The organism is Colwellia chukchiensis, from assembly GCF_002104455.1.
Taxonomy (GTDB): Bacteria; Pseudomonadota; Gammaproteobacteria; order Enterobacterales; family Alteromonadaceae; genus Cognaticolwellia; species Cognaticolwellia chukchiensis.
Window position 1 is genome coordinate 141,032 of the sequence record NZ_NBOC01000002.1, and the last position, 12,900, is coordinate 153,931.

Below are 12,900 nucleotides of genomic sequence, written 5' to 3' on the forward strand. Positions count from 1 at the left end.
GAATATGCTTGACCTTGATGATTTAGAATAAAAATAGCGCTATATCCGTTTGCATTCAAGCGCATCTTTCGCTAACTTAAAGTAGGGTAGCTTGTTTGCTGTTAGATGATTTTAGCGTAAATATTAGGATGTTATGGTTGATAATTCAGTAAAAATGGACACGGTATCTCGCTTAAACCGTAACTTAGCTTTGTTACCACCTGGCGCTACAATCACATTAGATATGTCGACTCCAGCGGGTCAACGTGGCAAGTTTCGTTCAAAGTTTGTCGGTTATTTGCCCAAAAATTATGTCTTAGTACAATACCCAGATAGCTCAAAACTTGGCAATTTCGCTCAATATATTACCCAAGGTATGGGGGTTACAGTTCGCGGCTTAATTGAAGGGCATGAAGGTGCGGTGGTGGCCTTTATTTCACATGTCAAACAAACGGTTCAGCTGCCTTCTCGCTTGATTGTGCTTGAGTTTCCGCGCGAGGTTAGCTTGCAAAATTTACGCTCGGCGATGCGTATTGAAACCCATATTAAAGCAAAACTTAAAATTAAAGATGAGCATTGGAGTGCAGTGATCGCCAATATCTCTGAAACAGGGTGCCAGTTATTGGTGAGCAATGGCGAAAAGTTAACACTAACTGGCGAACAAGCGGTAGAGATAATTATTGAAGACTTTCAAGGCTTAAAAAACCTTAAGTTACAAGCGATAATTTGTAACAATCGAACGCAAGCCGAAGGCGTTATGTTGGGTATGAAATTTGCTGATGCTAGCAAAAGTGAAGTAACAAAAGTATTGCAACAAGCGGTTGTCACGCCTCACTAAGAGGGGGTAATGGCGGTCACTTTGGTATTGATAATGCCATCACTCACTTCTATGCTCACCTTATCTTGGTGGCTAATTTCTTTGATACTTTTGAGCACCTTTCCTTGTTCATCGCGCGCTATACTGTAGCCGCGAGCAATGGTCGCTAATGGGCTAACCATATGCAATTGTTGACATTGTTGTGCAAACCTATCTGCTTTAGCCACTAAGATGTTTTGCTGGGCTTTAAGTAATTGCTGATGTAATTGTATCGCTTGCTGGTTGCCTTGGTTGAGCAAGTTTACAGGTGAAGCCTGCAATAATCTTTGTTGAAGATATTGCGGTTGCTGCTGCGCCTGTTTTAGTCGGTTGCTAATAACGCTTTGTAAACGTATGTTAAGTTCATCCGCTCGTTGCTGTTTGCTCTGTAATTGTTGCTCTGGGTGTACTTGACCTAACCTATGGCTGAGCGCCGCAAGCGCTTGCCTGGCTTGTATCAGTTGTTGAGCTAGGGCGCGCTGTCCGCGTTTAATTAACTCAAACATGGTGGCAATACGCTCATCAATATCGGCGGCCACGATTTCTGCTGCTGCTGATGGCGTAGCTGCTCTTAAGTCGGCAACAAAATCGGCCAAGGTGGTATCTATTTCATGCCCTACAGCGCTGATTGTTGGTAGGCGTGATTGAAAAATAGCTCGGACCACAACTTCTTCATTAAATGCCCACAAGTCTTCAAGTGAACCGCCGCCACGACCAATAAGTAATACATCAACTTCCTGGCGTTGGTTGGCAATAGCAATCGCTGCAGCAATATCCTGTTTTGCCTGTTCACCTTGCACTAACGTTGGGTAAATAATGATTTTTATCAGGGGGTTGCGCCGCTTTAAAACGGTAATGATATCTTTAACCGCCGCGCCAGTAGGTGAGGTGACTATGCCGACGGTTTGTATCGATTTTGCGATTGTTTGCTTATGATGAAGCGCGAATAAACCTTCGCGCTGTAACTTTTCCTTTAGCATTTCATACTGTTGACGCAATAAGCCCTCACCCGCGGGCTCCATATGCTCGATAATCAGTTGAAAGTCGCCGCGCGGCTCGTATAGTGACACTTTCGCGCGCACCAGTACTTGCTGACCGTTTGCAGGCTTAATACGGACGCGACGGTTATTTCCTTTAAACATGGCGCAACGTACTTGCGATTTTTCATCTTTTAACGACAAATACCAATGACCTGAGCTTGCGGCAATAAAGTTTGAAATTTCACCACATAACCAGACGGTGCTGAGTTCACTTTCTAAAATAAAGCGAACTTTTTTTGTCAGCTCACTGACTTGTAAAATATGCTGTTGAGTCATGAATGCGTTACTTTCTCTGTCATTAAGATGTCATGGCGGGGCTAAGTATCAGGCATTATATATTTGTTTTAAATACTATCGACAGTTTATTTTCATTTTATCGTAATTATAAGTTTACCTTGGTAGACAAAACGGTTAAAATTCTGCCGCAATATTCCCTCCCTAACCACTCAATTTAGAGAGATGTTGCGATGCTAAGAATTGCCCAAGAAGCGCTAACTTTTGACGATGTTTTACTGGTACCTGCCCATTCTAAGGTACTGCCCCATACTGCCGATTTAAAAACCAAATTAACTCGAAAAATCAATTTAAATGTACCTATGGTTTCTGCGTCTATGGACACAGTCACAGAAGCACCGTTAGCTATTACCTTAGCCCAAGAAGGTGGCTTAGGTTTTATCCATAAAAATATGACCATAGCTGAACAGGCAAAACATGTGTCATTAGTGAAAAAATACGAAAGTGGTATCGTTTCAGATCCAGTAACGGTCAGCCCAACGGCAACCATAGAAAACACCATGCGTCTTGCCGATGATCTTGGTTTTTCTGGCTTTCCTGTGGTTGATGATAATAACAAACTGATTGGTATTGTTACTGGTCGTGATTTGCGTTTTGAAACTGACTTAACTAAGCCTGTTACTGCGTTGATGACTAAAAAAGAAAAATTGGTAACCGTCAAAGAAGGAGCGTCGCGGGAAGAAATTTTACGCTTAATGCATGAACATCGTATTGAAAAGATCCTTATGGTTGATGATGCCTTTACCTTGAAAGGCTTAATCACGGTTCGTGATTATCAAAAAGCAGAAAGCAAGCCTAACGCTTGTAAAGATGAGTTTGGTCGTTTGCGTGTAGGTGCTGCAGTTGGTGTCGGTGCGGGCACGGATGAGCGAATTGATGCCTTGGTCGCTGCTGGTGTTGATGTTTTGTTAATTGATACCTCTCATGGTCATTCTCAAGGGGTACTTGATCGTGTTGCAGAAACGCGTGCCAAATACCCTGATCTACAGATAATTGCGGGTAATGTCGCCACAGGTGCAGGGGCGAAAGCGTTGGCCGATGTTGGTGTAGATGCTGTGAAAGTGGGTATTGGTCCAGGCTCTATTTGTACTACGCGTATTGTTACTGGGGTTGGTGTGCCGCAATTAACGGCGATTTCTAATGCCGTTGAAGCGTTAAAAGGCACAGGTATTCCCGTGATTGCCGATGGTGGTATTCGTTTTTCAGGTGATATTGCTAAAGCTTTAGTTGCGGGGGCACATAGCGTTATGGTGGGCAGCATGTTTGCTGGCACTGAAGAAGCTCCTGGCGAAGTTGAGCTTTACCAAGGACGTTATTACAAATCTTATCGTGGTATGGGGTCGCTTGGTGCGATGAGCCAAAAAGAAGGTTCAAGTGACCGCTACTTCCAAAAATCTGATGGCGAAGCCGATAAGTTAGTACCAGAAGGCATAGAAGGTCGCGTTGCTTATAAAGGCCCAGTTGCGGCGATTATTCATCAGCAAATGGGGGGCTTACGCTCGTCAATGGGCTTAACGGGCTCGGCAACCATTGAAGAAATGCGCACTAAACCTGAATTTATGAAAATTACATCGGCCGGTATGGGTGAATCGCATGTACATGACGTCACCATTACCAAAGAAGCACCTAACTACCGTATGGGGTAGTCGGATATGTAATTGCCTTGCGATTAATGTTTTGATGATAGTAGTTGATATCTAACGTTAATGCACATTGGATAAAATATCCTTGTGCTGTTGTTGCAGGTAAAGCAATGAAAATTCAAACACCCTGTACTCGTGTTAAGTTCAGGGTGTTGTTATTTATAAACAATACCTTTGATGGTAAAAAGTAGGAAAACAACCATGAGTAAAGACATTCATGATCACCGCATACTAATTCTAGATTTTGGTTCACAATACACACAACTTATTGCTCGCCGTGTGCGTGAAATTGGCGTTTACTGTGAACTGTGGGCATGGGACGTGACCGAAGCACAAATCAAAGACTTTAACCCAACAGGTATTATATTAGCCGGCGGACCCGAGTCAGTAACAGAGCACAACTCACCGCGTGCGCCTGAATATGTATTTAATGCAGGTGTACCTGTGTTAGGTATTTGTTACGGAATGCAAACCATGGCAGAGCAGTTAGGTGGCGGTGTTGAAGGCTCTGAGCATAAAGAATTTGGTTATGCCGCGGTGGAAATTATTGCTAAATCTGCGTTGTTTAATGCTATTGAAGATAGTGTTAATGACAATGGTAATGCTTCACTTGATGTTTGGATGAGTCATGGTGATAAAGTGTCTGAAATTCCAGCGGGATTCGTCACCCTAGCACAAACACCAAGCTGTAAATATGCCGCTATGGCCAACGAAGAGAAACAATTCTATGGTGTGCAATTTCATCCTGAAGTAACGCACACAAAGCAAGGGATGCGCATTTTAGAGCATTTCGTGGTGGATATTTGCCAATGTGAAAAATTATGGACCTCAGCGTCTATTATTGAAGATGCCATTGCAAAAATGAAAGCCCAAGTTGGTGATGATGAGGTGGTGCTTGGTCTATCAGGTGGAGTAGATTCATCTGTTGTTGCTATGCTGTTACATCGTGCAATTGGCGATAAGCTAACCTGTGTATTTGTTGATAATGGTTTATTGCGCTTAAACGAAGGTCAACAAGTGATGGATATGTTTGGCGATCACTTTGGTTTGAATATTATTCATGTGGATGCGGAAAATCGTTTCCTAGAGCGTTTAGCTGGTGAAGATGATCCTGAGAGAAAGCGCAAAATAATCGGCAATGTTTTTGTTGAAATTTTCGATGAACAAGCCAGCAAACTAAAAAATGCCAAGTGGCTAGCCCAAGGGACTATTTATCCAGATGTGATTGAATCTGCTGCATCGGCAACGGGTAAGGCCCATGTTATTAAGTCACACCATAATGTCGGTGGCTTGCCAGAAGATATGGAGTTGGGCTTAGTTGAGCCATTACGTGAACTGTTTAAAGATGAAGTGCGTAAAATCGGCTTAGAGTTAGGTTTGCCGTACGATATGCTTTATCGCCATCCATTTCCTGGACCAGGCTTAGGGGTGCGTATTCTCGGTGAAGTGAAAAAAGAATATGCGGATTTATTACGTCGAGCGGATCATATTTTTATCGAAGAGCTACGTAAACACGATTTATACACTAAAGTCAGCCAAGCCTTTACGGTATTTTTACCGGTTCGCTCTGTGGGCGTAATGGGTGATGCGCGTAAATATGACTGGGTGGTGTCGTTACGTTGTGTTGAAACCATAGACTTTATGACGGCGCGTTGGTCTCATTTGCCTTATGATTTCTTAGGTTTAGTTTCAAACCGTATTATTAATGAAATTGACGGTATTTCTCGGGTTGTTTACGATATCTCAGGTAAGCCGCCGGCCACGATTGAGTGGGAGTAAACCTGTAGCCGCTATGTAAACGTGCAGGTATTGGCAAGCTCATGCTTAAAGCGAAGACAACAAGGTTGTTAACCAACAGCGTTTTTGGGGGAGCCAATATCTACGGTGTTTACATATAAATCAAGCGTGATATTTTGATAAAACCTCAATGTTGAAAGGCATTGAGGTTTTTTAATAGATAAGAAAAAGCATGCATTAAACGTGCAGCAAGCCATAAGCGCAGCAGCGGTTTGGTCGAGATATTACGAGCGTGTATTTATCTTTGTAGGTTTTTGCTGTTCGCTCAGCTAACGCTATAGTGGCGTTGTGGTAATTTAGGTGCATTGAAAATGCGAGGCTACTACGCGGTAACACATTAGCGCAAGTTGTGCTTTAGTTAAGTTGACCACAGCGCTATTGTTAGTCACAGGCTATCGCACTTTATCGCGTTGTAACTTGACAAGGCGACACGGGTTTTAACTCTAAGGTAAATATGTTGAATTTGCAGCAGTCATTACAAAAACATTTCGGCTTTGAGCAATTTAGAGCCGGTCAAGAACAAACGGTAAGTCAGTTGCTTCATGGTGACTCTTCGTTAGCTATTTTCCCAACGGGCGCGGGTAAGTCCTTATGCTATCAATTAGCGGCGATTAATCTACCACATTTAACTTTAGTGGTATCGCCACTTTTAGCGTTGATGAAAGATCAGTTAGCATTTTTACATGCCAAAGGCATGGCGGCAGCAAGTATAGATTCGACTTTATCGTATCAAGAAAGTCAGCATATTAGCCGTAAGGTACGCTCTGGCGAGATCAAAATTTTAATGGTTTCAGTTGAGCGTTTTAAAAATGAGCGCTTTCGGGAGTTTATCGAATCTATTGCTATCTCTATGTTGGTGGTGGATGAAGCGCACTGTATTTCTGAGTGGGGGCATAATTTTCGCCCTGATTATTTAAAGCTGCCAGAGTATCGACAAGCGCTAGATATCCCTTTGGTGTTGTTACTGACTGCCACGGCAACGAAAAAAGTACAGCAAGATATGGCGGAAAAATTTGCCATTGCCCCGCAACATATAGTGCAAACGGGCTTTTATCGTAGCAACTTGGACTTGGCAGTGCTACCGGTGCCAGAGCGGGATAAAAATCAAGCGTTGTTACAGTTACTTAAGCAACGTCAAGGCAGTGGTATTGTTTATGTGACTTTGCAGCAAAGTGCAGAAAACGTTGCGACATTTCTCCAGCAACAAGGGCTATCTGCACAAGCATACCATGCGGGCTTTAAAGATGATGTTCGGAAAAAAATTCAGCAAGACTTTATGCAAGGGCAAACCGCCATTATTGTCGCGACCATTGCTTTTGGAATGGGGATAGATAAGTCAGATATTCGTTTTGTGATTCATTATGACCTACCGAAATCGATTGAAAACTATAGTCAAGAAATTGGTCGTGCCGGCAGGGATAAAGCCCCAGCGGATTGCTTTGTATTAGCTAATCTCGATGGTATAGCTACCGTTGAAAACTTTGTCTATGCTGATACACCTGAAAAATCTAGTATTGACTATGTACTGCAAAATATCAGCTCAGAAGTGCAAAATGGTCAGTGGCAGTTGCAATTACTGGCGTTATCTAATGCCAGCAATATTAAGCAACTAGCGTTGAAAACCTTATTAGTACAACTCGAGCTGCTGGGTGTGATCAGTGCCCAATATAGTTATTTTGCTGAATTTAAATTTAAATTTATTAGCCCAAAAGCGCAAATCATCAGTGCCTTTGCTGGTGAACGAAGTGAGTTTTTACAGCAGTTATTTGCAAGTGCAAAAATGAAAAAAGTATGGGCTGAGCCTGACTTTGAACTTATGTATCAGCGTTACCAAACGCCAAGAAAGCGTATTATTGCGGCATTAGAGTATTTGGCTGAGCAACAGCATATTGAATTAGCAACTCAAAAAAACACTGAAGTGTATGCAGTGAATATGGCGGCGTTGGCAGATAAAAGTTTAGCGACACGGCTTGAGCAGTACTTTCTCGAAAAAGAGCAAGCAGAAATTTTGCGTATTCAACACTTGGTAGCATTTTTCCAAAGTGATGTTTGTTTAATGCAGCAGCTTTGTCATTACTTTGCTGACTCGCAGGCACCGACAAAATGTGGTCATTGCTCAGTGTGTCGTGGGCAAGTGGCGCGATTGCCAAACTCAAGGCAACATCAAGAAATAAGCCAAGACACCCTAATATTAGCAATTAAGCAATTACAACAACACTTATCGGCGTATGCAGGTGCTTCGCTTGAGCAAGTTAGCCACCTTTCGCTGGCCACTATTTGTCGTTTTTTATCGGGCATGACAGTGCCGCTATTTACCCGCGCAAAAGTGCGGAAATTGAGCTACTTTGGGTTGTGTCAGCAGATGCGCTATGGCGATATTAAAGCGCAAGTACAGGCATGCCTTGCAAGAGAAAATCTGTGATAAATAACGGGTGAGTTAAGCTGTTAAAACGTTGGTAAGTGTCGCTTGCCTGCATTGTGTTTATGACCTAATGCAGACAAGTATTGTTGTTGCGAATGGTTAGTCGTGATTGTGGCCACAGCCGCCTTCACCATGAACATGACCGTGGGCAAGCTCTTCTTCGGTAGCATCGCGCACTTCAAGTATTTCAACATCAAATTTTAAATCAATGCCGGCTAAAGGGTGATTACCATCAACGGTAATTTCATCGTCATTGACGTCAATAACAATCACTGTTTGCTCGCCATCATCGGTGGTAGCGCGCAATTGGCTACCAACTTCTAAATCTTCAATGCCGGCAAACATTGCTTTAGGTACACTTTGTACAAAGCCGTCTTCACGTTGACCATAAGCGTCATCAGCACTGACGGCAACGTCAAATTTATCGCCTGCTTGGTGGCCAATAAGTGCGGCTTCTAAGCCTGGAATTAAATAGTGGGAACCTTGAATTACCGCTAACGGGCTGTGATCATATGAGCTATCTATTAAGGTGTCTTCGCTATCGGATACCGCGTAATGCAGTACTACTACTTTGTTATCGGTAATTTTCATATTTTATCCTAGTCAAGGTCTGTATTTAGTGAATAAGGTAAGGGCATTAAGGTTAATGCCTGCTGTTGGTTTTTAATTCGCAGTTCCGTGTTTTCGTCAATATCATTGGCTAACACAGCTTGCAAATAACACTGCTTATTATCGGCATGATAAGCTGCTAATACGTCGCCAGCTTTGCGCCAGTTTTCACCAAGTTTTTTCTCAATAATATCACCGACTTTCGCTGAGCTGTCTGCGCCAGAGAGTGCGAAAAGTGCACGTTTGTTTTTGCCTAAATATTGCATACGGGCGACCGTTTCTTGCCCTAAGTAACAGCCTTTAGTAAAGCTAATACCTTTGATAGCTTGTAGATTGAGCATTTGCGGCACATATTCGGCAATATAAGGGGCTTTGAGCATAGGAAAACCATCGGCTATTTCCATCATGTCCCACACAGGTTGGGTAAAAGTAGGAATTGCCGTGGTATTAACGAGCTCAGTGAGTTTTTCACTGTTATCGATAATCAAGTAACGAGCGATTTTACCGGCAAGATAAATAATGGTGGCCCCGTTATCATGCACCACAGGCGTTTCGCTATCAGGAGTCACTTGAAATAGTGCAGCAATTTTTTCTGCCGCATTTTGACCTGCAATGGCGAGGTAGGCATTTTCTGTATCTTGTGCTATGTCAACTTTGGCAAAAACGCCAAACTTTTTCAATTCTGCTAGCGAATCAGCGATTGAACTGCTTGCTTGAATTAAGAAAAATTTTTCTTGACGTTCAATCAAGCGAAATACTGAAAACACTTTACCTTTGGCGTTACAGTGACCCCCAGCGAGCAGCTTTTGTTGTTTCAAATCCTCTACGTCACACGTTACTTGCCCTTGCAAGTATTTTATTTGCTCTTCACCAGATAAGGTAATTGCGCCTAAGTTATCTAACTCTATAGCGAACAGTGCTGGTAATTCATTATAAGCGGGTAAAGCGTTGGTCATTTTTTATTCTCATCTTGCGGTTATGCTGAAAATATCATTTACCTTGGTAAATGAGGACGTTTCTATCAATTTCAAGCTAATGTGCTATTTTTAATAGCACTTAATATGGAGAAAGTGACTAATTTTATCATCAATGCATGGCTATTGTGACTTGGGCTTTGATAGAATACGCGCAAACTTGATTGATGAGAATTTAGTATGACATTAACGGATAATAAACCGAGATTACGCTGGGCGTGTCGACGTGGGATGCTAGAGTTAGATGTGCTTTTTTTACCCTTTGTTAATGAAGCCTATGATGACCTATCGGCAAAAGATAAAGCCACGTTTGAACGCTTGTTAGTTTGCCAAGACCCAGAGTTATTTGCGTGGTTTATGGGACATGAAGTTTGTGAAGATCCAGAGCTCAACGCCATGGTGCAACTTATATTACAACGAGTTAAAGTATAACATTGAGCTGTCGCCGTCATTGTACTGCGCATTATTTACGCTGTTATTTTATCTGAGCGTCGGTTATTTATGCGTGGCGATCGTGGTTGGTTTTACATTGTGGTTATTGGTGATTTTTACGCTTCTGTTTTTGGCGTCGGCGCTATTATATCACTATGCAACTAAGCCTGTTCAGCAGCAATGGTTAGCGTATTTTTTTAGAAAAAGTGACCTAGCGACTGCAAATTTTCTTTTATCATCGTCAGGTCAATGTCGTTTCAATGAACACCAGCTCGGGCAATTATCAAGAGACTCACAGCTTTACTTATGGGGTTATTGGTTAATTTTTCACGTTAATGACAATGCACCTGCCAATAGGTTTATTTTTAAAGATAGCTTAACTGTGCAGGATCAGGCGCGGCTAGCACGCGCCATATTGCGCGTACAAACGTCAGTTGATAATTCGTGTTTAAGTTAAGGTGTCAGCACTGTAATTTCAGTAGCGCTGTTTTGCTCTGGATAATCTAAAGTATAGTGTAAGCCTCGACTCTCTTTGCGCAACAGTGCCGAGCGTATGATTAATTCAGCCACTTGCACTAAGTTTCTTAACTCTAAAAGGTTATTACTGACTCTAAAGTGACGGTAATATTCATTAATTTCACTTTGTAGTAGTTCGACTCGATGTAACGCGCGCTCCAGCCGTTTGGTGGTTCGCACTATGCCTACATAATCCCACATAAACAGCCGTAATTCATGCCAGTTATGTTGAATAACCACTTCTTCATCTGAATCAGTAACGCGGCTTTCATCCCAAGGCGGTAAGTCGATATTAGGTTGTTGAAAATCTAGAGTTTGTTCAATATCTAGTGCCGCTGCACGGGCAAAAACCAAGCATTCTAATAATGAGTTACTGGCCATGCGATTAGCACCATGCAAGCCAGTATAAGCGACTTCGCCAATGGCATATAAATTATTGATGTCGGTTTTACCCTGTTTATTAATCATCACGCCGCCGCAAGTGTAATGGGCAGCGGGGACAACGGGCATAGGTTGCTTGGTAATGTCGATACCTAAGGCTAAGGTACGTTCGTAAATGGTGGGAAAATGTTGTTTGATAAAGTCGCTAGATTTATGGCTGATATCTAAATACATGCAATCAGCGCCTAAGCGTTTCATTTCAAAGTCAATGGCACGCGCAACTATGTCTCTGGGTGCAAGTTCAGCGCGTTCATCAAATTTGGGCATAAAGCGACTGCCGTCAGGACGCCTTAAAATAGCGCCTTCACCCCGAAGTGCTTCGGTTAATAAAAATGTGCCAGCTTCAGGGTGAAATAAACAGGTAGGGTGAAACTGATTAAATTCCATGTTAGCCACACGACAGCCTGCTCGCCAAGCCATAGCAATACCATCGCCACTGGCAACATCTGGATTAGAAGTGTATTGATAAACTTTGCTGGCACCACCGGTTGCTAAAATGGTTTTTTTGGCAAATATCCGCTCAACATGCTCGTCGTTTCGGTTCCAAACATAGGCGCCTAAACAGCTTTTTTTTGTGTCGCTTTCATTACAAACTAAATCAATAGCATTATAACGTTCAAAAATACGAATGCGCTGGTGATTCTTCACTTGGGAGACGAGCGTGGTTTGAATGGCTTGGCCCGTGGCATCAGCTGAATGTAAAATTCTCCGGTGACTATGACCACCTTCTCGGGTGAGGTGATAACGAATATCGCCATTCTTTGCTGGCTTATCTTGATCAAAGTGCACGCCTTTATCAATCAGCCACTCTAGGCAGCCTTTAGCATTTTCAGCGGTATATTGCACTATGGCTTGGTCACATAATCCAGCACCTGCAACTAAAGTATCTGTGACATGTGATGCAACACTATCATTCTCGTCAAACACGGCAGCAACCCCACCTTGTGCATAGAATGTTGAGCCATCATTAATTTGTCCCTTGCTCAGAATGATCACATCGGCATTTTTTGCTAAATGTAGCGCAAGTGATAAGCCCGCAGCACCACTGCCGATAATTAAAACGTCACAATTGTGTTGTTGATTCATATAGTCTTGAAATTAAGGTACACTTATAGATAGCACAATATTAGCTTTTATTGCTGTGACAGAACAGCAGAAAACTATGTTTATAAATAAATTTTAATTTTTTCAATATTTATCGAACTTTTTATTGCTAGGCTAGTCCTACTTGTTGCGTTTGCCGTGAGCCAGATGTAAATCAGATGTAGATAAGATGAAAATGGTGAGTAGGAGATACGGCTCAAATGAGCGAACAGAACGTTGACCAAAAATTGGTTGAGCGGGTGCAACGTGGTGATAAAAACGCATATAACCTGCTGGTCATTAAGTATCAACATAAAGTAGCCAATTTGGTTTCACGCTATGTAAAAAACCATAGTGATGTGCCCGATATAGTGCAAGAGGCGTTTATCAAGGCGTATCGAGCGTTACCGAACTTTCGAGGTGATAGTGCGTTTTATACTTGGTTGTATCGTATTGCGGTAAATTGTGCGAAGAATCATTTAGTTGCGGGGGGGCGTAAACCACCCGGGTCGGATATTGAAGTTGAAGATGCTCAGATGTATGATTCTGGCGATGCATTACGAGAAAATGCCTCACCAGAAAAATTGTTACTCACAGATGAGATAAAGCATGTGGTGTTTAAAACCATTGAGCAATTGCCAGAAGATTTACGCACGGCCATTAACTTAAGAGAGCTAGAAGGCTTAAGTTACGAAGAAATAGCTACGGTTATGGATTGTCCTGTAGGTACCGTACGTTCGAGAATATTTAGGGCACGAGATGCAGTGGACAAAAAGATCAGGCCATTGTTGCAGCAGTCGTAGCTAGTATATTA

The 12,900-nt window shown here is 42.4% G+C and carries 11 protein-coding genes; 7 read left to right on the forward strand and 4 right to left on the reverse strand.

What is annotated here, in order from left to right; translation table 11 throughout:
* The first annotated feature begins 133 nt into the window (after positions 1 to 133).
* Positions 134 to 817: a PilZ domain-containing protein gene (locus B6K83_RS04160; RefSeq protein WP_085283545.1), complete on the forward strand. Its 684-nt coding sequence runs from the start codon at positions 134 to 136 to the stop codon at positions 815 to 817.
* Here the strand turns inward: B6K83_RS04160 and xseA are convergent.
* Positions 814 to 2,151: an exodeoxyribonuclease VII large subunit gene (xseA, locus tag B6K83_RS04165; protein WP_085283547.1), complete on the reverse strand. Its 1,338-nt coding sequence runs from the start codon at positions 2,149 to 2,151 to the stop codon at positions 814 to 816. The genes B6K83_RS04160 and xseA overlap by 4 nt on opposite strands.
* A 191-nt stretch (positions 2,152 to 2,342) precedes the next feature.
* On the opposite strand from xseA, the gene guaB reads away from it, so the two are divergent.
* The 3 genes from guaB to B6K83_RS04180 all read left to right on the forward strand — a co-directional run bounded on the left by guaB (position 2,343) and on the right by B6K83_RS04180 (position 8,031).
* Positions 2,343 to 3,815, forward strand: a complete 1,473-nt coding sequence (gene guaB / locus B6K83_RS04170; protein ID WP_085283549.1) for an IMP dehydrogenase — start codon at positions 2,343 to 2,345, stop codon at positions 3,813 to 3,815.
* Positions 3,816 to 4,013: 198 nt separating this feature from the next.
* On the forward strand, positions 4,014 to 5,591 hold the full coding sequence (gene guaA, locus B6K83_RS04175) for a glutamine-hydrolyzing GMP synthase (protein WP_085283551.1): 1,578 nt from the start codon (positions 4,014 to 4,016) through the stop codon (positions 5,589 to 5,591).
* Positions 5,592 to 6,063: 472 nt separating this feature from the next.
* On the forward strand, positions 6,064 to 8,031 hold the full coding sequence (locus tag B6K83_RS04180; RefSeq protein ID WP_085283553.1) for a RecQ family ATP-dependent DNA helicase: 1,968 nt from the start codon (positions 6,064 to 6,066) through the stop codon (positions 8,029 to 8,031).
* 99 nt (positions 8,032 to 8,130) lie between these two features.
* Here B6K83_RS04180 and B6K83_RS04185 read toward each other — a convergent pair whose 3' ends face one another.
* Both B6K83_RS04185 and ygfZ read right to left on the reverse strand, forming a co-directional pair.
* Positions 8,131 to 8,622: an FKBP-type peptidyl-prolyl cis-trans isomerase gene (locus tag B6K83_RS04185; protein ID WP_085283555.1), complete on the reverse strand. Its 492-nt coding sequence runs from the start codon at positions 8,620 to 8,622 to the stop codon at positions 8,131 to 8,133.
* Between the two features lie 8 nt (positions 8,623 to 8,630).
* The gene (gene ygfZ, locus B6K83_RS04190) at positions 8,631 to 9,596 is read right to left on the reverse strand and encodes a tRNA-modifying protein YgfZ (protein WP_085283558.1); all 966 of its coding nucleotides are present in this window, start codon (positions 9,594 to 9,596) and stop codon (positions 8,631 to 8,633) included.
* A 198-nt stretch (positions 9,597 to 9,794) separates the two neighbouring features.
* Here ygfZ and B6K83_RS04195 point away from each other — a divergent pair, with 198 nt between their 5' ends.
* Together B6K83_RS04195 and B6K83_RS04200 are read left to right on the forward strand one after the other, a co-directional pair.
* The gene (locus tag B6K83_RS04195; RefSeq protein WP_085283560.1) at positions 9,795 to 10,046 is read left to right on the forward strand and encodes an FAD assembly factor SdhE; all 252 of its coding nucleotides are present in this window, start codon (positions 9,795 to 9,797) and stop codon (positions 10,044 to 10,046) included.
* A 73-nt stretch (positions 10,047 to 10,119) separates the two neighbouring features.
* The gene (locus B6K83_RS04200; RefSeq protein WP_085283562.1) at positions 10,120 to 10,503 is read left to right on the forward strand and encodes a hypothetical protein; all 384 of its coding nucleotides are present in this window, start codon (positions 10,120 to 10,122) and stop codon (positions 10,501 to 10,503) included.
* Here B6K83_RS04200 and nadB read toward each other — a convergent pair.
* Positions 10,500 to 12,089, reverse strand: coding sequence for an L-aspartate oxidase (gene nadB / locus B6K83_RS04205; protein ID WP_085283564.1), 1,590 nt, complete (start codon positions 12,087 to 12,089; stop codon positions 10,500 to 10,502). The two genes, B6K83_RS04200 and nadB, sit on opposite strands and share 4 nt — an antisense overlap.
* 218 nt (positions 12,090 to 12,307) lie before the next feature.
* Here nadB and rpoE point away from each other — a divergent pair, with 218 nt between their 5' ends.
* Positions 12,308 to 12,889 carry an RNA polymerase sigma factor RpoE gene (rpoE, locus tag B6K83_RS04210; protein WP_085283566.1) on the forward strand — a complete coding sequence of 194 codons (582 nt, stop codon included), beginning with the start codon at positions 12,308 to 12,310 and terminating at the stop codon, positions 12,887 to 12,889.
* Positions 12,890 to 12,900: the final 11 nt, after the last annotated feature.

Excerpts from the sequence above, each read along its gene's own strand:
- B6K83_RS04160 (WP_085283545.1), top strand. The coding sequence starts at position 134 with ATGGTTGATAATTCAGTAAAAATGGACACGGTATCTCGCTTAAACCGT.
- xseA (WP_085283547.1), bottom strand. The coding sequence starts at position 2,151 with ATGACTCAACAGCATATTTTACAAGTCAGTGAGCTGACAAAAAAAGTT.
- B6K83_RS04180 (WP_085283553.1), top strand. The coding sequence starts at position 6,064 with ATGTTGAATTTGCAGCAGTCATTACAAAAACATTTCGGCTTTGAGCAA.
- guaA (WP_085283551.1), top strand. The coding sequence starts at position 4,014 with ATGAGTAAAGACATTCATGATCACCGCATACTAATTCTAGATTTTGGT.
- guaB (WP_085283549.1), top strand. The coding sequence starts at position 2,343 with ATGCTAAGAATTGCCCAAGAAGCGCTAACTTTTGACGATGTTTTACTG.
- nadB (WP_085283564.1), bottom strand. The coding sequence starts at position 12,089 with ATGAATCAACAACACAATTGTGACGTTTTAATTATCGGCAGTGGTGCT.
- ygfZ (WP_085283558.1), bottom strand. The coding sequence starts at position 9,596 with ATGACCAACGCTTTACCCGCTTATAATGAATTACCAGCACTGTTCGCT.
- B6K83_RS04195 (WP_085283560.1), top strand. The coding sequence starts at position 9,795 with ATGACATTAACGGATAATAAACCGAGATTACGCTGGGCGTGTCGACGT.
- B6K83_RS04185 (WP_085283555.1), bottom strand. The coding sequence starts at position 8,622 with ATGAAAATTACCGATAACAAAGTAGTAGTACTGCATTACGCGGTATCC.
- rpoE (WP_085283566.1), top strand. The coding sequence starts at position 12,308 with ATGAGCGAACAGAACGTTGACCAAAAATTGGTTGAGCGGGTGCAACGT.